The sequence below is a fragment of the Enterovirga rhinocerotis genome, assembly GCF_004363955.1.
In the GTDB taxonomy this organism is placed as follows: Bacteria; Pseudomonadota; Alphaproteobacteria; order Rhizobiales; family Beijerinckiaceae; genus Enterovirga; species Enterovirga rhinocerotis.
Window position 1 is genome coordinate 104,799 of record NZ_SNZR01000015.1, and the last position, 22,991, is coordinate 127,789.

At 68.5% G+C, this 22,991-nt stretch carries 19 protein-coding genes, 1 tRNA gene and 1 pseudogene; 13 read left to right on the forward strand and 8 right to left on the reverse strand.

Annotated features, from left to right (window positions below):
- Window positions 1-217 precede the first annotated feature (217 nt).
- Entirely contained in the window at window positions 218-1,564 is a 1,347-nt protein-coding gene (locus EV668_RS19455; protein ID WP_133773235.1) for a dicarboxylate/amino acid:cation symporter, read from the forward strand.
- Between the two features lie 152 nt (window positions 1,565-1,716).
- On the opposite strand, the gene dnaA is transcribed toward EV668_RS19455, so the two are convergent.
- From dnaA to EV668_RS19480, 5 genes are all read right to left on the reverse strand, one after another.
- Complete coding sequence (dnaA, locus tag EV668_RS19460) at window positions 1,717-3,150, reverse strand: chromosomal replication initiator protein DnaA (protein ID WP_133773628.1); 1,434 nt, start codon at window positions 3,148-3,150, stop codon at window positions 1,717-1,719.
- An 809-nt stretch (window positions 3,151-3,959) separates the two neighbouring features.
- Window positions 3,960-4,229, reverse strand: a complete 270-nt coding sequence (rpsT, locus tag EV668_RS19465; RefSeq protein ID WP_133773237.1) for a 30S ribosomal protein S20 — start codon at window positions 4,227-4,229, stop codon at window positions 3,960-3,962.
- 169 nt (window positions 4,230-4,398) lie between these two features.
- Window positions 4,399-6,882, reverse strand: a complete 2,484-nt coding sequence (locus EV668_RS19470; protein ID WP_133773239.1) for a calcium-binding protein — start codon at window positions 6,880-6,882, stop codon at window positions 4,399-4,401.
- A gap of 217 nt (window positions 6,883-7,099) precedes the next feature.
- On the reverse strand, window positions 7,100-8,071 hold the full coding sequence (locus tag EV668_RS19475; protein WP_133773241.1) for an NAD(P)H-dependent flavin oxidoreductase: 972 nt from the start codon (window positions 8,069-8,071) through the stop codon (window positions 7,100-7,102).
- A 107-nt stretch (window positions 8,072-8,178) separates the two neighbouring features.
- The gene (locus EV668_RS19480) at window positions 8,179-9,075 is read right to left on the reverse strand and encodes a LysR family transcriptional regulator (protein WP_133773243.1); all 897 of its coding nucleotides are present in this window, start codon (window positions 9,073-9,075) and stop codon (window positions 8,179-8,181) included.
- A gap of 100 nt (window positions 9,076-9,175) precedes the next feature.
- On the opposite strand from EV668_RS19480, the gene EV668_RS19485 reads away from it, so the two are divergent.
- Window positions 9,176-10,339: an MFS transporter gene (locus EV668_RS19485; RefSeq protein ID WP_245513321.1), complete on the forward strand. Its 1,164-nt coding sequence runs from the start codon at window positions 9,176-9,178 to the stop codon at window positions 10,337-10,339.
- Between the two features lie 17 nt (window positions 10,340-10,356).
- Here EV668_RS19485 and EV668_RS19490 read toward each other — a convergent pair whose 3' ends face one another.
- Window positions 10,357-11,406 carry a zinc-dependent alcohol dehydrogenase family protein gene (locus EV668_RS19490; protein WP_133773247.1) on the reverse strand — a complete coding sequence of 350 codons (1,050 nt, stop codon included), beginning with the start codon at window positions 11,404-11,406 and terminating at the stop codon, window positions 10,357-10,359.
- Between the two features lie 162 nt (window positions 11,407-11,568).
- Between EV668_RS19490 and EV668_RS19495 the strand changes: the two genes are divergently transcribed.
- The 5 genes from EV668_RS19495 (at window position 11,569) to EV668_RS19515 (ending at window position 17,041) form a co-directional block, all read left to right on the forward strand.
- Window positions 11,569-12,774, forward strand: a complete 1,206-nt coding sequence (locus tag EV668_RS19495; protein ID WP_133773249.1) for an ABC transporter substrate-binding protein — start codon at window positions 11,569-11,571, stop codon at window positions 12,772-12,774.
- A 15-nt stretch (window positions 12,775-12,789) separates the two neighbouring features.
- The gene (locus tag EV668_RS19500) at window positions 12,790-13,983 is read left to right on the forward strand and encodes a CaiB/BaiF CoA transferase family protein (RefSeq protein WP_133773251.1); all 1,194 of its coding nucleotides are present in this window, start codon (window positions 12,790-12,792) and stop codon (window positions 13,981-13,983) included.
- A 22-nt stretch (window positions 13,984-14,005) separates the two neighbouring features.
- Window positions 14,006-15,430 (forward strand): MmgE/PrpD family protein, encoded by a 1,425-nt coding sequence (locus EV668_RS25405; protein WP_245513322.1) that lies wholly within the window; start codon window positions 14,006-14,008, stop codon window positions 15,428-15,430.
- The gene (locus tag EV668_RS19510; protein ID WP_245513323.1) at window positions 15,427-16,224 is read left to right on the forward strand and encodes an enoyl-CoA hydratase/isomerase family protein; all 798 of its coding nucleotides are present in this window, start codon (window positions 15,427-15,429) and stop codon (window positions 16,222-16,224) included. The genes EV668_RS25405 and EV668_RS19510 overlap by 4 nt, the downstream gene beginning before the upstream one ends.
- A 67-nt stretch (window positions 16,225-16,291) precedes the next feature.
- Window positions 16,292-17,041, forward strand: a complete 750-nt coding sequence (locus EV668_RS19515) for a GntR family transcriptional regulator (RefSeq protein ID WP_166652554.1) — start codon at window positions 16,292-16,294, stop codon at window positions 17,039-17,041.
- Window positions 17,042-17,066: 25 nt separating this feature from the next.
- On the opposite strand, the gene EV668_RS19520 is transcribed toward EV668_RS19515, so the two are convergent.
- Entirely contained in the window at window positions 17,067-18,071 is a 1,005-nt protein-coding gene (locus tag EV668_RS19520) for a Bug family tripartite tricarboxylate transporter substrate binding protein (protein ID WP_166652555.1), read from the reverse strand.
- A 173-nt stretch (window positions 18,072-18,244) separates the two neighbouring features.
- Here EV668_RS19520 and EV668_RS19525 point away from each other — a divergent pair.
- From EV668_RS19525 to EV668_RS19540, 5 genes and pseudogenes are all read left to right on the forward strand, one after another.
- A tRNA-Leu gene (locus EV668_RS19525) sits at window positions 18,245-18,331 on the forward strand.
- Between the two features lie 85 nt (window positions 18,332-18,416).
- Window positions 18,417-18,629 carry a DUF4287 domain-containing protein gene (locus EV668_RS19530; RefSeq protein WP_133773261.1) on the forward strand — a complete coding sequence of 71 codons (213 nt, stop codon included), beginning with the start codon at window positions 18,417-18,419 and terminating at the stop codon, window positions 18,627-18,629.
- Window positions 18,630-19,143: 514 nt separating this feature from the next.
- Window positions 19,144-19,560: pseudogene (locus EV668_RS25670) on the forward strand (urease accessory protein UreE); the annotation flags it as partial.
- Between the two features lie 13 nt (window positions 19,561-19,573).
- Window positions 19,574-19,888: a hypothetical protein gene (locus tag EV668_RS25675; RefSeq protein ID WP_342636845.1), complete on the forward strand. Its 315-nt coding sequence runs from the start codon at window positions 19,574-19,576 to the stop codon at window positions 19,886-19,888.
- Window positions 19,889-20,320: 432 nt separating this feature from the next.
- Window positions 20,321-20,791, forward strand: coding sequence for a Ros/MucR family transcriptional regulator (locus tag EV668_RS19540; protein WP_133773264.1), 471 nt, complete (start codon window positions 20,321-20,323; stop codon window positions 20,789-20,791).
- A gap of 105 nt (window positions 20,792-20,896) precedes the next feature.
- Here EV668_RS19540 and EV668_RS19545 read toward each other — a convergent pair whose 3' ends face one another.
- Window positions 20,897-21,757, reverse strand: coding sequence for a 23S rRNA (adenine(2030)-N(6))-methyltransferase RlmJ (locus tag EV668_RS19545; RefSeq protein WP_133773266.1), 861 nt, complete (start codon window positions 21,755-21,757; stop codon window positions 20,897-20,899).
- Window positions 21,758-21,789: 32 nt separating this feature from the next.
- Here EV668_RS19545 and recF point away from each other — a divergent pair, with 32 nt between their 5' ends.
- The gene (recF, locus tag EV668_RS19550; RefSeq protein WP_133773268.1) at window positions 21,790-22,986 is read left to right on the forward strand and encodes a DNA replication/repair protein RecF; all 1,197 of its coding nucleotides are present in this window, start codon (window positions 21,790-21,792) and stop codon (window positions 22,984-22,986) included.
- Window positions 22,987-22,991 lie beyond the last annotated feature (5 nt).

A 22,991-nucleotide genomic window follows, 5' to 3' on the forward strand; every position in this document is an offset into this window, starting at 1 on the left:
CAGCGCCTCTACCGTCGCGGCCGAACGCTGTCACGTGTTGCAACGCAAGACGAGTCTGTGCGCCGGTCGTATGACTGTCGTTCGACAGCGCCGCCGCGGCCGCGTCTTCGTCAGCCCGACCATGCGGAAATGCCGGTTGTGCGGCCTCGCGAAAAGGTCCTTGCTCCGGCCGAAATCGATGCCGTGAGCGACCTCGCGGCGCCTCGGAGATGCCCCCATGGACGTCGCGACGACAAGCGGCCCCGTCCACCCTCACCACCGGACGCCCTGGTATCGGGTCCTCTACATCCAGGTCATCGTCGCCATCATCCTCGGGGTGGCCCTCGGCTATCTCGCCCCCGAGACGGCGAAGTCGCTGAAATGGCTCGGCGACGCCTTCATCAGCCTCATCAAGATGATGATCGCTCCCGTCATCTTCTGCACCATCGTGCACGGCATCGCCTCGATGGGCGATCTCAAGAAGGTCGGGCGAGTCGGGCTCAAGGCGCTGATCTATTTCGAGGTCGTGTCGTCGCTCGCCCTCGTCATCGGCGTCATCGTCGGCGAAATCGTCCAGCCTGGTGCGGGGTTCGGCGCCGATCCGAAGACCCTCGATCCGAGCGCGGTGAAGGGATACGCCGAAGCGGCTGCCCATCAATCGACGGTCGGGCACATCCTGGCCCTGATCCCGAAGAGCTACTTCGACGCCTTCGCCGGGGGCGACCTGCTGCAGGTGCTGCTGATCTCGGTCCTGACCGGGATCGTCATCACCCAGCTCGGCGAGCGGGCCGAGCCGGTCAACCGCGTCATCGAAACGATGGGGCAGATCTTCTTCCGCATCATCGGCCTCGTCGTGAAGCTGGCGCCCGTCGGAGCCTTCGGCGCCATGGCCTTCACGATCGGCGAATACGGCATCGGCAAGCTCGGAAACCTGATCGGCCTCGTCGCGACCTTCTACCTCACGAGCCTGCTGTTCGTGCTCGTGGTCCTCGGCACGATCGCGCGCCTGTGCGGCTTCTCGATCCTGCGCTTCATCGCCTACATCAAGGACGAGCTCCTGATCGTGCTCGGCACCTCCTCGTCGGAGACGGTGCTGCCCCACATGATGATGAAGATGGAGCAGGCGGGCGCGTCGAAGCCCGTGGTCGGGCTCGTCATCCCGACCGGCTACTCGTTCAATCTCGACGGCACCAACATCTACATGACGCTGACGACGCTGTTCCTCGCCCAGGCGGTCGGGGCGGACCTGTCGATCTGGCAATATGCGACGATCATCGCCGTCGCGATGCTGACCTCGAAGGGCGCCTCGGGCGTCACCGGAGCGGGCTTCGTGACGCTCGCCGCGACGCTCGCGGCCATCCCCGACAATCCCGTGCCCGTCGCGGCCATGACGCTCGTCCTCGGCATCGACAAGTTCATGAGCGAGGTGCGCGCGCTGACGAACCTCGTCGGCAACGGCGTCGCGACCCTGGTCGTCGCGAAATGGGAGGGCGAACTCGACGAGGCGAAGCTCGCAGCCGTGATGGCGCGGCCGGTCGCGGCCGGCGAGGAGATCGAGGACGAGCCGACCGATCAGGCCGCCTGACGCGCGGCGCCGTTTCGCCGCCTGCCGGCCTCGTCAGGGCCGATCGCGTCCGCGCGCCGTCGCATGAGGCGCGTGGGATGGCTCGGGATGTTCGAGACGGATCCGGGCCGGCTGTCGGATCGGTCGGCCGGCACGCAGGTCTCGCGCCGTCCTTACTCCTGAAGCATCCGCTTCAGGAGCTCCACCTCCTCGGACAGCGTCGTGTCGCCGTCGAGCGCCTTCTCGATCTTGCGGACGGCGTGGAGCACGGTGGTGTGGTCGCGGCCCCCGAAGCGGCGCCCGATCTCGGGCAGCGAGCGCAGGGTCAGGACCTTCGACAGATACATCGCGATCTGGCGCGGCTTCACCACCGCGGCCGTGCGGCGCTCGGACAGAATGTCGGAGCGCGAGACGTTGTAGCGCGAGGCGACGAGCTTCTGGATGTCCTCGATGCGGATGCGCTTCGGCTCGCGGTTGCGCACGAGATCGCGGATCGCGGTCTCGGCGGTCTCGATCGTCACCGCCGTTCCGGTCAGCGTCGCATGGGCGAGGAGGCGGTTCACCGCTCCTTCGAGGTCGCGCCCGTTCGTCGAGATGGCGTTCGCCACATAGGAGACGACCGCGGGACTGACCTCGAAGCCGGGATGCGCCGCGGCGACGGCGGTCAGCCGCTGAGACAGGATGCCGATCCGCAGATCTTCGTCGAGAGGGGCGATCTCGACGACGAGTCCGCCCGCGAGGCGAGAGCGGACGCGCTCGTCCATGCTCTCGAGTTCGCTCGGCGGACGGTCCGCGGCGACCACGACCTGACGGCCCGCATCGATCAGCGCGTTGAGCGTATGGCCGAATTCCTGCTGGATCGTCTTGCCCTGGATGAACTGGACGTCGTCGATGATGAGGAGGTCGATGCCGCGCAGCCGCTCCTTGAAGGCATGCGAGGTCTGCGCCTTCAGTGAGGCGACGAAGCCGTACATGAAGCGATCGGCCGTCAGATAGATCGCCCGGCGCCCGTCGATGCGGGCCGCGTTCCCGGCCGCATGGAGGAGATGCGTTTTGCCGAGGCCGACGCCGGCATGGATGTAGAGCGGGTTGTACAGAGCCGTCCCGCGGTCGTTCTGGGCGATCCGCTCGGCCGCGGCCTGGGCGAGTGCGTTCGAGCGTCCGAGGACGAAGCTGTCGAAGGTCAGGCGCCCGTCGAGCGGGGCTCCGGCGAACTCGTCCCGGTCCGAGCCGGGGAGGGGAGACGTCGCGGCGACGGGCTGGGGGCCGCCCAGGGGACCGGTCGCGCCTCCTCCCTCGACGACGAGGCGGGGCGCGGGCCGGCGCGCCGGCTGGCCGGGCTCACGCAGGGCGCTGCGGACGGTGATGGCGATGCCGGAAACGCCGGCGAATTCGCTCCGGAAGGTCGTGACGATGCGGTCGAGGTAGTGGGCTTCGATCCAGCTCTTGAGGAAGCGCGTCGGCACGCTGAGCGAGGCCTGGCCGTTCTCGAGACCCGACAGTTCGAGGCGCGCGAGCCAGCTCGTGAACACGTCCTCGCCGACCTCGGCGCGAAGCCGCCGCTTCACGCGGACCCAAGCCTCCCCGATCGCCTCCCGGTCAGCCACGTCTCCCTGGCTCCAATAGGCTCGTGCCGCCGTCGCCTCATCCCGCTTGGCCACCTGCTACTCCCCCGCCCACGATGCCGCGAAACGCGCAAAGTCACCGCCTTTGCGCGTCGCAATACCATAACTGATTTCGGTAAACCGAGCCCTACTCGTAGGCCATGCGGCCTGTAGCGCTCCCTCGCTGACGTAACTAGCGAGCCAGATCCGATGTGGTGCCTTCGGTTGTCTGAGAACCTTTCGAATTCAGACACCGAAATAGCATCACTCAACTCTCCACGGAGGGATCATACGCAACTTTTACCTGAATTGTCCTTTGGCTTAGCGCTTCAGGACAAAAAGACCCTATCGCCCGGACGGGGCCGATGCAATCCCGATTCGGATGGGGAGGGGCCCGGCTCCCGTCCCGCCGGACCGGTTCCCGCGACCTCGGTCAGCTTAAGATGCTGTCGAATCTCGGATTCAATCCGGCGGGCCTCGGCGCCCTCGGGCGCAAAAATTCTGACGCTTCCACGACGACTCGATGACGCAAACGAGACCCCTGCGGCAGGACTACCCACGCTTTCACCCTAAGACGCTGAAAACAAGAATTAATCTTTGAGCGGCGGCAGGAGGTCCGCCGGGGCTCGGCCACCCCGTTTCACCACGCCGTCGTCAATCGAGAACATTCGACGAACCGGCCCGAATGCGGGGCGACGTGGCGCATAGGCCAGCTCGCCGTCGGCCGTTGCAGGCCGCGACGACGGGGAGGGCCAAAACGAAAAAAGCCCGGCCGGGGCCGGGCTTCGGATGAAGCGGCCTGCGCTTCCCGGTCAGGCGCTGCGAAGAGCGCTCACCCGTGCGGCCAGGCGGGACACCTTCCGCGAGGCGTTGTTGCGATGGACGATGCCGTGCTGGGCGGCGCGCATCATCTCGGGCTCGGCGGCCCGAAGGGCGGCGAGAGCGGTCGAATGATCGCCGCCTGCGATGGCCTCTTCGACCTTCCTGACGTAGGTGCGGACCCGCGATCGGCGGGAACGGTTCACCTCGGTGCGGCGGGCGATCTTGCGGGCCATCTTCTTGGCCGACGTGGTGTTGGCCACGGCTATCCTCGTGTCGTATGTCGGCACCGGCGTTCCCGCCTGGGCCGATCGATATAGTCGGAATGGCGCGAGCCCGCGGCGGATGCTCACGGGCTCGTCTGGTGGCTTATACCGATCGCGCGCCGAAGTTCAAGCGGGAAGTGTGGATCGCATCCACACGGTCGCCGGCTCAGATCACGAAGTCGGATACGAAGTTCGCGGCCTTCAAGGTGCCCGTCATGCCGGTGACGTCGATCTCCATATCGACCCGGCCGTCGCCGTTGCCGTCGATCTGGACGATCTTCGAAGTCCCCGACACGGCGAGGCGTGCCTCGAAGGCGCCTGTCTTCGTGAAGGCCGCCGTGCCGAGATAGCCGATCGGCCCCTCGTATTCGGCGATGGCGAAGTGGAGAACGTCTCCGCCCGTCGTGCCTCCGGCCTGGAAGTCGAGGATCACGTCGCGGGCCGAGACGAGAGAATCGGTCCTCGCGGTGAACAGGAAGGTGTCGTTGCCGGCTCCGCCCGACATCCGGTCGGCGCCGCGGCCGCCCTGGATGACGTCCGCTCCTAGGCCGCCCTCGATCACGTTCGCGGCATTGTTGCCGGTGAGGATGTCGGCATGGGCCGATCCGAGGATGCCGACGACACCCGAGCCGATGGAATCGCGCCCGACCGAGGCATCGCCCTCGGCGAAGCGGGCGAAGAGATCGACCGTCACGCCGGCCGTCGCGCTGGCATAGGAGATCGTGGTGCTGCCGTTGCCGGCGATGGAATCGTCCCCGCCCATGCCCTCGAACAGATTGGCCGCTCCGTCGCCGATATTGGCCGCGTCCGGGCCGCCGAAGCCGGCCGCTCGATAGACGTCCGCGCCGTTGCTGCCGATGACCTGTTCGATGCCGCGCAGCGTATCGGTGCCGAACTCCGCGCGGGACGCGGCGTCCCGCCCCTGGACGATGCCGGTCGCGAGGTTGATCGAGACGCCGAGCGGCCCCTCGAAGCGATCGTCCTCCGTGAACTGCCCCGGATCGTCGTAGCGCACGCGGTCGATCCCGCCGCGTCCGTCGATCAGGTCGTCGCCTTCCATGCCGCTGAAGGTCTCGACCGTGCCGGCCGCGTTGTCGGAGCCGGAGAGGAGATCGGCGAAATCGGAGCCGCGCACGGCATTGACCCCGTTGAAGGCGTCGCGGCCGATCCCGGCCACATCCCGCGCCTCGCGGCCCACGGCGGTTCCGGCGGCGAAATCGACCAGGACGCCCCCGTTCGCCTGCTCGTAGCTGATCCGAGTCTCGCCATTGCCGATGATGCGGTCGGTCCCGCCCATGCCCTGGAATTCGTTCACGGCCCCCGCGCTGCCGCGATTCGCGCTCGTGCCGGAGAAACCGCGGGCATCGAAGACGTCGTTGAAATCCGTGCCGCGAACCCGCTCGATGCTGCGCAGGGTGTCGGTGCCGGTGTCGGGATCGTTCCCCGTCACGGTCCCCGCCGCCAGCTTGACGGCGACACGACCGTTCTCCTGCGAGTAATCGGCGAGGTCGAAGCCGACGCCGCCATCGAGGATGTCGTCGCCGCGTCCGCCGTGAAGCCGGTCGTCACCGCCACGGCCTTCCAGCGTGTCGTTGCCGTCCTCGCCGTAAAGGAAGTTCAAGCCCGCGCCCCCGACGAGCCTGTCGTCACCTCGACCGCCGGAACCGGACGTTGCCGCTCCCAGGGCGATGACGTCCGCGAAGTCCGATCCCACCGCACGGCTGCCCTGCCACACCACTGCCGTCTGGAACACGACGCCGCGCGCCGGGAAGCCGCCCGTCTCGAGGTGAAGGAGCTCGATATTGGTCAGCTTGTCGGTGCCCAGCGGTGAGCCGTCTCGCAGGTCCGTCACCGTGACGCGGCGCGGGTCCGCATCCCTGACGAGTTCGAGGAGCCCGTCGAGGGCGCCGTCGGGGCCGACCCGGCTGATGACCGCCGTCTGTCCCGTCACCTCGACCCGGAACTGCGTGTCCGGCGCGAGTTCGGGCATGACATAGGAGGCGCGGTCGATGCCGGCTTTGCCGTCGATCGTGTCGTTGCCGGCGCCGCCATAGAACCAGTCGAGCCCCGAGCCGCCCGTCATGCGGTCGTCGCCGTCGTCGCCGAGAAGGGTTCCCGACAGGTTGCTCCCGATGATGGTGTCGTTTCCCGACCCCCCATGAACGGTCAGCCAGCCCGTATTGGGGAAGAGCTTCGCGACGTCGATCGTATCGTTCAAGATCGAGCCCCGAATACCGAAAGAGCCCACCGACGTAGCCAAATCGAGCGTCATAAGCCAAACGAACGGCGTGGCCGGCGCCGACAGCCCGGTCCCGCTTCCGGCTCCGATGAGTTGGATCTTCTCGATGTTCCGGAGGGTATCGGTGCCCAGCGGCGAGCCCGGCCTCAGATCCTCGACCTTGACGAGCGAGCCCGAGCGCCAGATGCGCAGGACGTCGGCCGTCGTATCCCCGTCGACGTACCGGACATAGACATAGGATCCGACCGTCTCCTGGACGAGCTTGCCGCCCATCTCGGCCGGCAGCCGGTAGATCGCGGTGTCGATGCCTCCCTTGCCGTCGAGCGTGTCGTTGCCGCCGAAGCCTTCGAGCGTGTCGTCGCCCGTCCCTCCGGAGAGCGTGTTGTTGCTCTCGTTGCCGACGACCAGCATATGCGCAGCTCCGTGCCGATGCTCGTGCGGCGGAAGCACCGTGAGCCGACAGGGCTTCGGTCCGATGAGGTCGGCAGGCAAGACAACTTTGTGTGGTGGCGCGTCTTCGGGCGACCACGTGACTTTTGGGCGTCAGACTTTCTGCTTAAATGTCGACTCGCGAGAGGCGATGCGACGCGTCAGGCCTGAAGCGGTCGCGTCGACGGGGCGCCAGCGTTCAGCCGTTGCCGATGAAATCGCCGCCGCCGTTCCGCAGACGCGCCTCCGCTTCCGCGACCATGCGATCGAGGATGGTGCCGGCGGGCTCGATATCCCGCACGAGCCCGACACCCTCGCCGACGATCGTCGCCGCGACGTCCATGTCGCCGGCCTCCTGCGCGGCAAAGTAGCGGGGGCGCTGCTCGGTCATCTGTTCGCGCAGCGTATGGAGGCGGGTCGACCAGCCGCGGTGATAGTCGTTGCGGAGCGTCCGGTTCGTCCAGCGCGTGGGCCAGTCTCGCCCGCGGACGAGGTCGAAGAGCGCGTCGCGGACGGTCTCGTCGCCGCTCGCGGCGACGGCGCGTTCCTTGGCCTTGGCGTGGGAGAGCGATTCCCGGCTCGCGAAGAAGGCGGTGCCGCAGACGGCTCCTCCCGCTCCCAGCATGAGCGAGGCCGCAAGGCCGCGCCCGTCGACGATTCCGCCCGCCGCCGCGACGGGCACGTCTCCCGCCATGTCCGCGATCTCGGGCACGAGCGCCATCGTCGAGCGCCCGCCGCCATGGCCGCCGGCCTCCGTTCCCTGCGCGACGAGGACCGAGGCGCCCTCGCCGAGCGCGATCTCGGCGTCGTGCAGCGTCTGCACCTGGCAGATCAGCGGGATGCCGGCGCGGGCGATCGCCGGGGCGAAGGGCCGAAGGTCCCCGAAGGACAGGAAGATCGCGCGCGGCCGGCGGTCGAGCGCGACGGCGAGGAGGTCCGGATTGCGGGCGAGCGCCCAGGTGATGAAACCGATGCCGATCTCGGCGTTCCCAGCGTGGGCGATCTGCTCGGAGAGCCAGTCGCCCTCGGCATAGCCGCCCCCGATCAGGCCGAGCCCGCCGCCGCGGCTGACAGCCGCCGCGAGCGCCCCGCCACTGACCAGGGCCATGGGAGCCAGGATCACCGGCACCGACAGTCCCAGGCGGCGCGTGAGCGCGGTCTCGATCGCCATGCGTGTCCCCTTCTTCAGCAGCGTCGTCGAGGGCCGTTGGCCGCTCGCGCCGCACATTGCCCTCGACGGGCGGCGGCCGGCAACAGGCTCACGGCTCGTCGGCGAGATCAGGCGAGCTTCTCGGCGAGATAGTCGACGAACGCGCGCACCCGAGCCGGCGTGGTGGGGCCGCCCGCGAAGAGAGCGTGGATCGGCTCGCGGTCGCCCGGATTATACGCCTCGAGCAGCGGAACGAGGTGTCCGGCCGCGATGTCCTGCGCGACGTGAAAGCTGCCGACGCGCCCGATCCCGACCCCCTCGCGCGCGAGTTGGGCGACGGTCTCCCCGTTATTGGCCTCGACATTCCCCGTCACGGTCAGCGCGATCTCGCGGCCGTCCAGGCGGAAGGGCCAGAGCGGCTCGGCTCGGCGGAAGTTGAAGCCGATGCAATTGTGCCGAAGCAGGTCCTCCGGCACCTGCGGCGTGCCGCGCCGGGCGAGATAGGCGGGGGAGGCGATGACGGTACGGCCGCTGTCGCCGAGGCGCCGCGCGACGAGGCTGCTGTCGTCGAGCGGGCCGACCCGGATCGCGACGTCGGTCCTCTCTTCGACGAGATCGACCTTGGTGTCCGTGAGGCTGATATCGACCGTGATGCCCGGATAGCGCTCGAGGAACTCCCCGAGCAGGGGCACGATGACCAGCCGTCCATGCGTGAGCGTCGCGTTCACCCGGATGCGGCCGCGCGGCGTCGCCTGGTCCGCGATCGCGCGCTCGGCTTCGGTCAGGTCCGACAGGATGCGCCGAGCGGCGCGGTGATAGGCCTCTCCTTCCGGCGTGAGCGCCAGCGCACGCGTCGTGCGGTGGACGAGGCGCACGCCGAGCCGCGTTTCGAGCCGGCCGACGATCCGGCTGACCGCCGAGGGGCTGAGCCCCATCAGCCGCCCGGCGGCCGAGAAGCTGCCGCGCTCGACGATCGCGGCGAAGACCTCCATCTCGCCCGATCGATCCACCCAGTCCCGCGCCATCGTTGCGTCCGGCTCACAGATGCTTGTCGCGGGACAGGTCTACCGCCGGCAGCCCGATTGCGCACCTGTGCATCCTCTATCCAGACGCACAGGTCCCGACGTGAATCCTCCACTTCTTGCTCTCGCCATCGGCGCCTTCGGCATCGGCGTCACGGAATTCTCGCCCATGGGGCTGCTCCCGGTCATCGCGACCGATCTCGGCGTCTCCATCCCGACGGCGGGGCTGCTCGTGAGCGCCTATGCGCTGGGCGTCGTCCTCGGCGCTCCCCTGATGACGCTGACGACCGCGCGGATGTCGCGCAGGACGCTCCTCATCGGCCTGATGGGCATCTTCACCATCGGCAACCTCCTCTCGGCGATCGCCCCCGAGTACTGGACGCTCCTCGCCGCGCGGGTCGTCACGTCGCTCAACCATGGCGCCTTCTTCGGCGTCGGCTCGATCGTGGCGGCGAGCGTGGTCGCTCCCGACAAGCGCGCCGGCGCGGTCGCCGCGATGTTCATGGGGCTGACGATCGCCAATGTCGGCGGCGTGCCGCTGGCGACCTGGATCGGCGAGCATGCCGGCTGGCGGATCGTGTTCTGGGGCATCGCCGGCCTCGGCGTCCTGGCCATGGCGGCCCTGTGGCGGGCGCTGCCCGAGACGGCACGGGTCGAAGACGCCGATCCGGCGGGCGAATTGCGTGTCCTGAAGCGGCCGGACGTCCTCGTCGCGCTCGGGCTGACGGTGCTCAGCTCCAGCGCGATGTTCGCCGTCCTCACCTATATCGTGCCCATCCTGAAGGACGAGACGCAGGCCTCGACGGGGTTCGTCACCGCGATGCTGGTGCTCTACGGCATCGGCCTGACCGTCGGGAACTGGCTCGGCGGCCGCTACGCCGACCGGTCGATCGACGGAACGCTGATCGTCACGCTCTCGGCGCTGACCGGCCTTCTCGTCCTCTTCGCGGTCACGATGGCCTGGCACGTGCCGGCGGCGCTGACGATCTTCGCGTGGGGGATCGCGAGCTTCGCCATCGTTCCCCCCTTGCAGATGCGGGTGATGGAGGCGGCCTCCGATGCGCCGAACCTCGCCTCGGCCATGAATATCGGCGCGTTCAACCTCGGCAACGCGATCGGGGCCGCGCTCGGCGGCGGCGTGATCGCGCTCGAGCTCGGCCATCCGGCCGTCTCGATCGCGGGGGCGGTGATGGCGGCGGCGGGTCTCCTGCTCGCGCTGGCGAGCCGCCGCCGCGGCGAGGCGGAGGCCTGCGCGGCGGCGGGCTGAGGCCCGCTCGCCGGGCCTCACATCTCGAAGACGGCCTTGCCGCTGCTGCCCTTGTCGAAGTGCTGGTAGGCCTCGACGGCCCGATCGAGGGTCCAGCGGTCGGTGAAGAGGTCGTCGACCGCCACCTCGTGCTCGGCGACGAAGCGGGCGCAATCGGCCTGGCCGACGGTCGAGAAGGTCCAGGACGCGACGATCTCGAGCTGCTTGCGGATCATCTGCGGGCTCACCTCGATGGTCACGTCCCCGCCTTCACCGACGAAGCAGACGGAGCCCCACTTCGCGGCGCTCCGGATGGCGGCGGAGCGGCCGGTCGCGGTGCCCGACGTGTCCAGGGTCTTGCTGGCGCCGAGGCCGCCGGTGATCTCCATGATGGCCTCGACCGGATCGACCGTGCTCGCATCCACGGCGTCGGTCGCGCCGAAGGCCTTGGCCCGCTCGGCCCGCTCCGCGCTGACGTCCACGGCGATGACGCGCGCGCCCATGGCGGCGGCGAGCTGGGTGCCCGACAGGCCGACAGGTCCCTGTCCGATGATCACGAGCGTGTCCCGGGCCGAAAGGTCGAGGCGGACGAGCGCGCCATAGGCCGTGCCGGTCCCGCAGGAGATCGCGGCGCCGGTCGAGAAGGTGAGCTCCTCGGGAAGGCGCACCAGCGTCGAGGCCGGCACCTTCATGTAGGGCGCGTGGCCGCCATGGCCGGTGACGCCGTAGATGACCGGGATCTCCTCGCACATCTGCGACCAGCCCGTCCGGCAGTGCCGGCAGCATTCGCAGCCATGGTAGTGGTGGACCATCACCCGGCTGCCGATCGGCCAGAGCTTGCTGTCGACCTCGCTGCCGGCGGCCACGACGATGCCGCAGGGCTCGTGGCCCGCCACGATCAGGCTGCCGTCGCTCTTGAACCCGAGCGCGGCGAGCCCGCCGCCCCGGGGCGCCCGGTAGAATTTCAGATCGGAGCCGCAGATCCCGGAGGCCTTCATCTCCAGCACGACGTCCTTCGGCCCCGGCGTGGGATCGGGCAGGGTGATCATCTCGATCGTCCGATCGCCCGCGAATGAGACCGCCCGCATCTTGTCGCTCCTCCTGATTTGGTTCGGCGGTATGCAGCACAGAGGGCGCACGAATACAATCGCCGGATTGACGCCCCGAAAAAATCCGGACAAAAGCCGATCTCCCGATCTGGAGAACCCGGCACGACGTCCGGGCACGGGCCGGAATCCTGGGAGGGGCGTATGATCAGGACGATGCTTGCGGCAGCGCTGGCGATGGGCCTCGCCGCGACGGCACCCGATGCGCGCGCCCAGCCTCCCGCCGTCAAGATCGGCATCCTCAACGATCAGACCGGGGTCTATTCGGACCATAGCGGCCTCGGCAGCGTCGTCGCGGCGCAAATGGCGATCGACGAGTTCGTGAAGGCGAATCCGGGCGCCAGGGTCGAGCTCCTCTCGGCGGATCATCTGAACAAGCCCGACGTCGCCACCTCGATCGCGCGCAAATGGATCGACCAGGACGGCGTGCACCTGATCGCCGACCTTCAGAACTCGGCGATCTCCCTGGCGGTCCAGCATCTCGGCAACCAGACGAAGCGCATCACCATCGCGACGAGCTCGGTCACGCCCGATCTCTACGGGAAGGCCTGCTCGCCGACCGGCATCCATTGGGCGATGGATCCCTTCGCTCTCGCGATCGGTCCCACGCGCGCGCTCGCAGACAAGAAGAAGTGGTTCTTCCTCACGGTCGATCTCAGCGGCGGCCATCTCTTCGAGGAGCAGGGCGTCGCGGCGGTGAAGGCGGTCGGCGGCGAGGTCGTCGGGCGCGCGCGCCATCCGCTCGGATCGGCCGACATGTCGTCCTATCTCCTCAACGCCCAATCGCTCGGCGCGCAGGTCGTCGGGCTGGCCAATGCCGGGCAGGACGCGATCAAGTCGATCAAAGGGGCGAACGAATTCGGCCTCACCGCCGGCGGGATCAAGGTCGCCCCGCTGCTGTTCCACGATTCCGACATCAAGGCCGTCGGCCTCGATCAGACCGGGGGCATGGTCATCGGCACGAATTACTATTGGGACCTGGACGAGGGGAGCCGCGTCTTCGGCCGTGCCTTCTTCGAGCGCACCAAGAAGATGCCGACCGACTATCAGTTCAACATCTATGCGTCGGTGCGGCACTACCTGAAGGGCGTCGCTGCCGCGGGCACGGTCGATGCCGACAAGGTGATGGCCAAGATGCGCGAGTTGCCGATCGAACTGTTCGGCGACAAGCGCGGCGCGCTCAGGCCCGATGGGCGTGTGGTCTACGATACCTACGTCATGCAGGTGAAGACCCCGGCCGAATCGAAGGGCGAGTGGGATCTTCTGAAGCAGATCGGGCACCTGCCTGCGGACAAGGCCTTCAGGCCGGCGAGCGAAACCGAATGCCCGGCCGCGAAGGCGGCGCGATAAGGAACAGTTGCGGTCATGTTGTCTGACGTCCTCGCCGGCCTGAAAGTCGTCGATCTCACCCAGAACGTCGCCGGCCCCTATTGCACGCAGATCCTCGGCGATCTCGGCGCCGAGGTGATCAAGGTCGAGCGGCCCGGCCGGGGGGACGATACCCGCGACTGGCGCCCGCCCGAGATCGGCGGGCAATCGGCGACCTTCCTCTCGCTCAATCGGAACAAGCGCAGCATCGCCATCGATGTCGGCAGTCCCGAGGGGATCGAGGTCCTGAAGGCGCTGATCGGCAGCGCCGACATCTTCATCCATTCGATGAAGCCGGGCAGCGCGGAGGCGCGCGGGCTCGGTGCCGAGGTGCTGCGCGCGGCCCATCCGGGGCTGATCTATTGCGCCATCAGCGCCTTCGGCAGCGTCGGCCCCCTGAGCCGGCTGCCGGGCTACGATCCCCTGATGCAGGCCTTCACCGGCATCATGAGCACGACCGGCCACGAGGGCGACGATCCCGTCCGGGTCGGCGTCTCGCTGATCGATATGGGCACCGGGATGTGGGCCGCGCTCGGCATCCTCGCGGCGGCCATGCAGCGCCAGAAGACGGGACAGGGGATGCTCGTCGAGGCGAGCCTGATGGAGACCGGGATCGCCTGGATGACGGTCTTCGTCGCGGGCTATGTCGCGACGCAGAAGCTGCCGCGGAAGATCGGCTCGGCCATGGCCATGACCGCGCCCTACGAGACCTTTCGGTCGCGCGACGGCCACGTCTTCATCGCGGCCGGCAACGACCGCCTCTTCCGCGCCGTCGCCGAGGCCTTCGGCCATCCGGAATGGACGGAGGACGAGCGCTTCCGGACCAACCAGGGACGCATCGCCAACCGCGCGGCGCTGCACGATGCGATCGAGGCCGTCACCTCCGCCATGGATGCGAAGGACGCCGTCGCTGCCCTGCGGCGCGCCGGGGCGCCCTGCAGCGAGTTGCACGATCTCGGGCAGATGATGGCGCATGAGCAGGTCGCGGCGAGCGGCATGATCGCCGAGCTTCCGCTGCCGGACGCGCCGGACCACCGCGTGGTCGCGCTTCCGGTGAAGGGCGACGGCAAGCGGCCGAATCGCTTCGTCGCGGCGTCGGGGCTCGGCGCCGATACGGATGCGATCGCGGTCTCGCTCGGCTTCGACGAGGCCACGATCGGACAGATGAAGGCGCGCGGGATCCTCGGCTGAGGGCCGCAAGGGGAGGATGATGATGTCGGCTTCGATCGCAGAACGCGAGCCCGCGCTGGCGGTGCCCGATCTCCCGGCGATGGCGCGGCTCGCGCGGTTCGTCGTCCGGGGCGAGGTCGCGGGCCCGGTACTCGCCAAGGCGGTGCCGATCGTCCTCGACACGCTCGCGGTCACGCTCGCGGGCGGTGCCGAACCCGGCCATGCCCGCCTCGCCGCCTCGCTCGAACCGCATCCGGGCGGCGTGCCGTCCTTCTGGTCGGGCGCGCGCTACCGCGCGGACGACGCGGCCCTCCTGATCGGGATGGCCAGCCACATCCTCGATTACGACGACGTTTCCATGCAGGCCGTCTGCCATCCGAGCGCGCCGATCCTGTCGGCGCTGCTGGCGGCGGCCGATCGCGAGGCGACGAGCGGCCGCGATCTCCTGGATGCCTTCGTCGTCGGGACGGAGGTCCTGATCCGAACCGGCCAGGCGATGGGCTTTCGCCACTATGCCCTCGGCTTCCATGCGACGGCGACGCTCGGCACGCTCGGTGCGACGGCCGCGGTCGCGCGCCTCCGGCGGCTCGACGAGGCGACGACGGCCCATGCCCTCGCCATTGCCGCGAGCTACGCCTCGGGCCTCAGGGTGAATTTCGGCTCGCTGGTGAAATCGCTCCATGTCGGCATGGCCGCCGCGAACGGCGTCCGGGCGGTCCGGCTCGCCGAGGCGGGGCTCGAGGGTGCGGCCGAGGCCCTGGACGGCGAAGGCTATCTGAACGCCTTCTCCGGCGGCGAGACGCGCCACTGGCCGGCGAGCCTCGAACTCGGACGACCTTTCGCGCTCGCCGAGCCCGGCTTCGAGCAGAAGCGCTATCCGTGCTGCTATCTGCTCCACAAGATGATCGAGGCGGCGCTCGGCCTGAGGCGGGAGACGGGGCTCGATCTCGATTCCGTCGCGGCGATGCGCGTCGACGTTCCGCAGGGCGGCACCAAGCCCCTGATCCATCCCTATCCGAAGAGCGGCCTCAATGCGCTCTTCAGCGCGCCCTATGCCATCGCGGCGAGCCTTGCGGATGGCCGTATCGACCTCGCGAGCTTCACCGACGAGGCGGTGATGCGCCCGGCGCTCCAGGCCCGCCTGCGCGACGTGACCGTCGTCGAGGCAGACGCGGCGAGCCGGCACGGCAGCGATGTCGGGCTTGCCCCCGTCACCGTGACGCTGACCCCCGTTTCGGGCGCCAGCGTCTCGCGCACGGTCGTGCTGCTGCCGGGCTCGGACAAGGACCCGATCACTCCCGATCAGCTCCGCGCCAAATGGGCCGATTGCCTGAAGCGTGCGGCGCCCCGCGCCGATCAGGCGGGGATCGACGCGCTGTTCGACGAGGGCAGGGGGCTTCCCGCCGCCGCCCGGATCGGCGATTGGCTGGGCGCGGTCATCCGGACCGTCGAGGAAGGCCGCGCGTGACCGATCTGCGTTTCGACACTCTCGCCATCGAGCCCGCCGGCGAGCACGTTCTCGTCGTGCGGATGAACAGGCCGTCGGCGTCGAATGCGTTGAACACCCAGATGGGGCGCGACCTCGTCCGCTTCTTCGAGGATGTCGCGCTGGATCCCGGCACGCTCCGCTGCCTGATCCTCACCGGCGCGGGCGAGAAGGCCTTTTGCGCCGGCGGCGACCTCAAGGAGCGGCGCGGGATGACCGACGAGGCCTGGACGCGCCAGCACGTCATCTTCGAGCGCATGTCGCGGGCGGTGCTCGACTGCCCCGTCCCCGTCATCGCCGCGGTGAACGGTGCCGCCTATGGCGGCGGCTGCGAGATCGCCGCCTGCTGCGATTTCGTCTACGCCGCCGAAGGGGCACGCTTCGCGCTGACGGAGGTCACGCTCGGCATCATGCCGGGGGCGGGCGGCACGCAGAACCTGCCGCGGGCCATGGGCGAGCGCCGCGCGAAGGAACTCATCCTGACGGGCCGTCCCTTCACCGCAGCCCAGGCCGAGGCGTGGGGCTTCGTCAACGCGGTCTATCCGGCGGATGCATTGCTCCCGGCGGCGACCGAGACCGCCCTGCGCATCGCCGCCAACGCGCCGATCTCGATCCGCCAGGCCAAGCAGGCCATCCATCGCGGCTTGCAGATGTCGCTGCGCGACGGACTCACCTTCGAGATCGAAGCCTATAACCGCATGGTCCCGACCGAGGACCGGCACGAGGGCGTCCTCGCCTTCAACGAGAAGCGGCCGCCCAGCTTCCGTGGCAGGTGAGAGCCGGTCCACCGGCTTTGCCTCGGTCTCCGGTTGGCGCTACGGGCGGGGCGCGCTAGGGTCGCCGGTGTCCTCGAACTCGCCTCATCAGACGTCGTCTCCCGTCCGGCATCGCGAACTCGCGGGCGAGTTGATCGACGAACTCGCCAGCGCCCGCTACGCCGTGGGTGCGCGCTATCCGACCGAGCAGGAGCTCCAGCGCCGGTTCGGCGTCGGCCGGCATACGGTCCGCGAGGCGTTGAAGATCATGACCGAGCAGGGCCTGCTCGGTCGCCGCCGGAAGACGGGCACGGTCGTGCTGGCGATGCGGCCGCCATCCACCTACGTCCACACCCTGCGCGATTTCGACGGGCTGTTCGACTTCGCGCATACGACCGACCTGCGCGTCCTCCATACGGGGTTCGTCTCCCATCCCCGCATCCTGCCGGCCGACTTGCAGGAGGAGGGTGACGGGCGCTGGTTCCGCGTCGCGGGCATCCGGTACCGCAAGGGCCAGAGCGAGCCGCTCTGCTGGTCCGAGGTCATGGTCGCGGCCCGCTTCGCGCCGGATCGGGCCGCCGTCGAGGCGGGAGACCGCGCCATCTACGAGATCACGCTCGAGCGGCACGGGATCAAGCTCGGCCATGTCGAGCAGGACATCTCGGCAGTGCCGCTGCCGGCGACCCTCGCGGCGTCGCTGGAGGCCGGCGACGTCAGGGCAGGCCTCCTCGTCCGGCGCCGCTACGTGACGCCGACGGGCGAGACGTTCGAGGTTTCGCTGAACACCTATCCCGCCGACCGCTATTCGGTCCGCAGCATCCTGCGCAAGCGCGCCTGAGGGGAGAAGCGATCCGGGCTGCCCGTCAGCCCATGATCTGGATGCCCGTCCGCTCGCCGATCTCCTTGAAGCGCTTCAATTCGCGTTCGACGATGGCACGGGTCGAGTCGGGCGTGTTGGGGCCTTCCCAGGCGGCCATTCCGGCGGTCACGAAGCGCTCGCGCGCCGTCTGGTCGGCGAGGGTGGCGGCGCAGGCCTCGTTCAGCATCTTGAGGATGGCCGGCGGCAGACCCGCGGGAGCCTGGACGAGGTAGTAGATATCCAGCTCCATCGTCGGCAATCCCGCTTCGACGAAGGTCGGCACGTCCGGAATGGTCGGGAAGCGCTTCGGACTCGTGACTGCGAGCGGGCGCACGAGCCCACCCTGGATGAGGCCCGCCGCCGAGCCCAGCGACGCGACGGCCCAGCCGACCTCGCCCTTCGAGACCGCCAGGACCGACGCCGCGCCGCCGCGATAGGGGACGTGGCGCGAGGCGTTGCCGCTGCCGATCGCGTGGCGCAGCATCTCGCAGGCAATGTGGGGGATCGAGCCGGCGCCGGAGGTGCCGTAGTCGAGCTTCTCGGAGCGCGGCGATCGCAGCACCTCGACGGCCTCGGCGACGGTCTTGGCCGGAAAGTCAGGGCTGACGATCAGGACCATGGGCGCCGTGCAGACGGTCCCGATCCAGTCGAAATCCGTCAGCGGGGCGTATTTCGTCCCGTTCTGATGCATGCTCGGCCAGATGGCGAAGGACGACGATTCCGACAGCAGGAGCGTGTAGCCGTCGGCCGGCTGGCGCCGCACCCATTCGGCCGCGACCGTCCCGCTCGCGCCGGGCCGGTTCTCGACGATGACGCGCGAGCCGCCGAGGCGCCGCATCATGCCATCGGAGACGAGGCGCGCGGAGACCTCCGTCGAACCGCCGGCCGGATATCCGTTGACGAGGCTCACGGGGCGTTCCGGGAACGTCTGGGCCGAGGCCTGGCGTGGGAGGAATCCGGCGGCGAGGCTCGCCGATCCGAGCGTGAAAAGGCAGTCCCGGCGTCTCATCCCCATCTCCGCACATTTCGGCGTTCGTTGTCGTCGGCTTTAATGTCGAACAAAACGGAGCGACGCAAGCGTCATCCTTCGTACGGAAGGCGGAGGAGACTTGGCTTGCAATCCGATACCGACGCTCTATGGGAGCGCAGCCGACCGATCCGTGCCGAGATCAGGTCGGCAGCGCGGGCGTGGCGGAATTGGTAGACGCAGCGGACTCAAAATCCGCCGTCCTCACGGATATGTCGGTTCGAGTCCGACCGCCCGCACCATCCACGCCTCGCCCCGGTCCGGATCGAAGGCGGGAAGGGTTTCCGCCTGAGCCTGCCGGGCGAGGGAGGATTTGCGGGAGACGACATGCCAGAGGCATCCGCCAAGGGACCGGCGTCCTACTTTCCCTCGATCGAGAAGAGATACGGCAAGCCGATCGCGGAGTGGAAGGCTCTGGTCCGCGGGCAATATCCGGCCAGGCATTCGGAACTCGTAAGCTACCTCAAGGACCGGCACGGCCTGGGCCACGGGCACGCGAATGCCATCGTCGCTCACACCCTCGCCGAGGATAAGGCCTGAGCAAGGTCGGACTTGGCGTCCGGGTCTCGAACGGCTCGGTGGAGATCGCCGCGAGCCAGTCGATTGTCCTTGGACGAACGAATCGTGCCGGCTATACGATACCGTCATGCGGGCGTGGCGAAATTGGTAGACGCATCGGACTTGAAGTCATTGAGTGCTCAAGGGGAAACCCTTGATGCAGAACTGCCCAAATTCGGGGAAACCTTCGCTGGCAATCCCGAGCCAAGCCCCTCTCCGGGGAAGGTGTAGAGACTAGACGGGCAGCACCTAAAGCCCAGCGCCAGGGTGAAGGGATAGTCCAGACCACGAACGCCGGATCCGGCGGCGGCGAAAGCCGAAGTGGTATGAAAATCCGTGGGGCCGGAAGGCCTGTGCCGGTTCGAGCCCGGCCGCCCGCACCATGTTACGGCCCGAGCGGTGCCGCCTGCCTGGGCGTCGCTGGCCGCCTTGCGCCCAACCAAGACACGTCCTCCGCGGGCTGCTAGAAGCCCTGCCGACAGAACCGGGTGAGACCATGCTCCGCGCCACCGCCGTCCTCCGCCGCGCCGCCGTCAAGGCGGAGCGGGTCTTCGATACGCTGACGCTCGATCACGAAGGCCGCCGCCTTCAGGGAGGGGCGTTGACGTCGGATGGCGGGCTCGAGGTCATGCTCGATCTCGACCGCACGACCGTCCTCGACGATGGCGATGCGGTGAAACTGGAGGACGGGCGGCTCGTCCGGATCAAGGCCGCTTCGGAGCGGCTGATCGAGATCCGGACGGACAACCCGGCGCGCCTGATGAAGGTGGCCTGGCATATCGGCAATCGGCACGTTCCCACCGAGATCACCGACGACGCTCTCTATGTCGGCCATGATGGGGGCCTGCTGGAGCTGGTGCGAGGTCTCGGCGCCAAGGCGCAGGAGGTCGAGCGCCCGTTCCGGCCCGAGCGCGAGGCCGGCGGCCATGCGCATCACCACGATCACGGGCATCACGATCACGATCACGATCACGGTCCCGGCTGTGGCTGCGGCCATGATCATCATCACGACCATCATCATGGGCACGATCACGGGCATGCGCATGGCGGTGGTCATGCTCACGCTCACGCTCACGCTCACTCGCACGATCACTCCCATGGTCACGATCACGGGCATGATCACGGGCATCACCATCACGACCATTCCCATGAGGGGCACGGTCCGCGTCGGGCGTGAGAGCTCCGTCTTCGGTTCGCCGAAAGGACTGCAAGAGCTGATTGTCTGTTTGATACCAAGATGATCGGGCGCGACCCTTGGGCACAGGCGTGGCCAGGGGCATGAAACCGACTTGAGCGACGCCGGAGATATTTGAGGCCGTCCGATCTGCAACTCTCAGTGATGCACGGCCGGCGGGCGGTCCGGGGCGCTGTTGGTCTCAGACTGCTTGAGTTCTCGGCATCGTTTTCTTCGGTCGAGGCTATGCGAGGCCTCCAGTAACGCTCTCTTAAGGTGTAATAATCCAAAGCGGGAACACTCGGCGGAGCGACCTTTAGCAACATCGGGCGCACCCCGACTTGCGGTCAACGCATCGCTCGAAACGAAAATCCGATGTCGAAACATTGGACTTTCAGCACACCAAATTTGCACCCTCCAATACCAGCCTTGACAACGAAGCCTTGGGGAAGGCATGGCGGAGGCGCCTGCTATACCAATCAAGGAAGCATTCTCAATTATGGACAGCAAGGAGATTGCGGACCAGCCGAACTTCATCGAGCTGACCGCTGAAGTCGTCGCCGCGTTCGTGATGCATAATTCCATTCAAAAGGGCGACCTGCCGGAGCTGATCGCCTCGGTGCACAGCTCGCTGTCGTTGCTGGCGAACCCCAAGGCGCCCGAGGCGGAGAAGCCCGTTCCGGCGGTTCCGATCAAGAAGTCGATCTCTCCGGACTACCTGATCAGCCTCGAGGATGGACGCCGCTACAAGTCTCTGAAGCGCCACCTGAGCGGCCGGGGTCTCACGCCGGAGCGCTATCGCGAGAAGTGGGGCCTGTCGCCCGACTACCCGATGGTCGCGCCGAACTATGCCAAGCAGCGCTCCGAACTGGCGAAGTCGATGGGTCTCGGCCGTCAGCGCAAGCGCGAGCCTGAGCCCGCACCGGCTCCCGCGAAGCCCCGCCGCAGCCGTAGCGCCAGCGCCGCGTAAGTCGCCTGCCGCACGACGTGCGTCGGCGCACGTGCTGCGCGGGCGCAGTCGATCGGCTGTCGTGCTGGACCGAAAAGCCTCGCTCGGGTTCGAGCGGGGCTTTTTTCATGGCGTGAGCTTTCCCTCTTCTTCGACGAGGACGTCGACCCGCGTCTTGGCGTCTGCGCTCCGTCCCAGTCTCGCGGCGAGAGCCGGCAGGATCAGCGAGGCTTCCGCAGGGAGCGTCCAGGGCGGGTTGACGACGACGAGGCCGCTGCCGGCGAGCCGCGTGCCGTCCGCGCGGTCGACGAGAAGTTCGAGCCGCACGGCCGGCCTCGTCAGGATCTGCGAAAGAGTGCGGGCGACGGCGTCGACATCCCGCTCGACCTTGATCGGATACCAGAGTGCGAAGAGGCCGGTCGGCCACCGGCGCGAGGCCTTCGCCAGCCGTTCGGCGGCGCGGGCGAGTTCTCCCGGCTCCTCGAACGGGGGATCGATCAGGACGAGCCCGCGCCGTTCCTTGGGCGGAATGAGACTGCCGAGCGCCGTCCAGCCGTCGAGATGCAGGACCTTGATGTTGCGCACGTCGTTGTAGCGCGCGCGAAGACTGTCCGCGTCCGCCGGATGCTTCTCGACCAGCACCGCCTGATCTTGCGGCCGCAGCAACTCGCGGACGATGGCGGGGGAGCCGGCATAGGCGGAGGTGCCGTGGCGCGCCCGCACAGCCTGGAGGAGCGACCGCCAGGGGGCGAGCAGGGCTTCGACATCGGGCGCGAAGGGCTCCTCCATCCGGCCGACGCCCTCGATCCATTCCCCGGTCCGGGCGGCCTCGTCTCCGTCGAGGTCGTAGAGGCCGATCCCGGCATGCGTGTCGATGGTGCGGAAGGCCGCCGGCTTCTTCTGCAGATGGACGAGCATGCGCACGAGCAGCACGTGCTTCATCACATCCGCGAAATTGCCTGCGTGGAAGGCGTGCCGGTAGTTCATGGCGCGATCTAGCGGGCGCGGCTATGATTGTCATGGCCGTCCGTCCGCTTCCGCCTCCGGCCATCGTCATCCCTTCAGGTTCGAGCGTGCACGAGCAGCCCCGCATTCATCGGCTGATCCTCCAGGATTTCCGCAGTTACGCCTCGCTCGATCTCCGGCTCTCGCGCCGGCTCGTGGCCCTGTGCGGCGAGAACGGTGCCGGCAAGACCAATATTCTCGAAGCCCTGTCGCTGTTCGCGCAGGGACGCGGCCTGCGGCGGGCGGATTTCGCCGACATGGCCCGGCTCGGGCAGGAGCGTTTCGCGGCGTCGATCGCCCTCGGACGCGCCGAGGAGGCCGAGGAGGCGGGCCACCGGCTCGGAACGAGCTTCGCGCGCGGCGGCGAAGGGCGGAGCGAGAGGTTGTGCCGGATCGACGGCGCGACCGTCTCGTCGGCGTCGGCCTTCGCGGAGCATCTGCGCCTCGTCTGGCTGACGCCGGATCTCGACGGCCTGTTCAGGGGCACGCCCGGCGACCGGCGTCGTTTCCTCGATCGGCTCGTTCTCGCCGTCGATTCGCGCCACGGCACCCGCGTCAATGCGCTCGAACGGGCATTGCGCGCCCGCAACCGCCTGTTGGAGGAAGCGGCGGCCGGCGCCTGGCTCGATGCGGCCGAGCGCGAACTCGCCGAACTCGCCGTCGCCGTCGCCGCGGCCCGGCGGGAGACGGCCGGCCGGCTCGATGCCGAACTGCTCGCCTCGGCGGACAGGCCCTCGCCCTTTCCGTTCGGCCGGCTCGGCCTCGCGGGCGAGTTCGAGGACCTCGCCGCAGGCGGCGCGGCGCTCGACGTCGAGGATGCCTATCGGGCGAAGCTCCGTGCGAGCCGCGCGCGGGACGCCGCGGCCGGGCGGACCCTGGTCGGGCCGCAGGCGACGGACCTTCTCGTGCGACACGGTCCGAAGGATCTGCCGGCCGAGCTGTGCTCGACCGGCGAGCAGAAGGCGCTCCTCCTGCGGCTCGTCCTCGCCCATGCCCGGCTCGTCGAGCGGATGAGCGGCCTCGCGCCGCTGGTCTTGCTGGACGAGGTCGCCGCGCATCTCGATCCCGCCCGGCGGGCCGCGCTCTACGAGGACCTCGACGCCTTCGGAGCCCAGGTCTGGATGACGGGGGCCGATCCGGCCCTCTTCGCCGAACTCGGCGCGCGCGCCGACATCATCCGCGTCGTGCCCGGAGCGGCGGAACTCGCGTGAGCCGC

What these genes read in the sequence shown, in the direction of transcription:
- EV668_RS19455 (WP_133773235.1), top strand. Translation starts at nt 218, where the DNA reads ATGGACGTCGCGACGACAAGCGGCCCCGTCCACCCTCACCACCGGACG.
- EV668_RS19470 (WP_133773239.1), bottom strand. Translation starts at nt 6,882, where the DNA reads ATGCTGGTCGTCGGCAACGAGAGCAACAACACGCTCTCCGGAGGGACG.
- EV668_RS19475 (WP_133773241.1), bottom strand. Translation starts at nt 8,071, where the DNA reads ATGGCGATCGAGACCGCGCTCACGCGCCGCCTGGGACTGTCGGTGCCG.
- EV668_RS19480 (WP_133773243.1), bottom strand. Translation starts at nt 9,075, where the DNA reads ATGGCGCGGGACTGGGTGGATCGATCGGGCGAGATGGAGGTCTTCGCC.
- EV668_RS19490 (WP_133773247.1), bottom strand. Translation starts at nt 11,406, where the DNA reads ATGCGGGCGGTCTCATTCGCGGGCGATCGGACGATCGAGATGATCACC.
- EV668_RS19495 (WP_133773249.1), top strand. Translation starts at nt 11,569, where the DNA reads ATGATCAGGACGATGCTTGCGGCAGCGCTGGCGATGGGCCTCGCCGCG.
- EV668_RS19500 (WP_133773251.1), top strand. Translation starts at nt 12,790, where the DNA reads ATGTTGTCTGACGTCCTCGCCGGCCTGAAAGTCGTCGATCTCACCCAG.
- EV668_RS25405 (WP_245513322.1), top strand. Translation starts at nt 14,006, where the DNA reads ATGTCGGCTTCGATCGCAGAACGCGAGCCCGCGCTGGCGGTGCCCGAT.
- EV668_RS19520 (WP_166652555.1), bottom strand. Translation starts at nt 18,071, where the DNA reads ATGAGACGCCGGGACTGCCTTTTCACGCTCGGATCGGCGAGCCTCGCC.
- EV668_RS19530 (WP_133773261.1), top strand. Translation starts at nt 18,417, where the DNA reads ATGCCAGAGGCATCCGCCAAGGGACCGGCGTCCTACTTTCCCTCGATC.
- EV668_RS25675 (WP_342636845.1), top strand. Translation starts at nt 19,574, where the DNA reads ATGCGCATCACCACGATCACGGGCATCACGATCACGATCACGATCACG.
- EV668_RS19540 (WP_133773264.1), top strand. Translation starts at nt 20,321, where the DNA reads ATGGACAGCAAGGAGATTGCGGACCAGCCGAACTTCATCGAGCTGACC.
- EV668_RS19545 (WP_133773266.1), bottom strand. Translation starts at nt 21,757, where the DNA reads ATGAACTACCGGCACGCCTTCCACGCAGGCAATTTCGCGGATGTGATG.
- recF (WP_133773268.1), top strand. Translation starts at nt 21,790, where the DNA reads ATGGCCGTCCGTCCGCTTCCGCCTCCGGCCATCGTCATCCCTTCAGGT.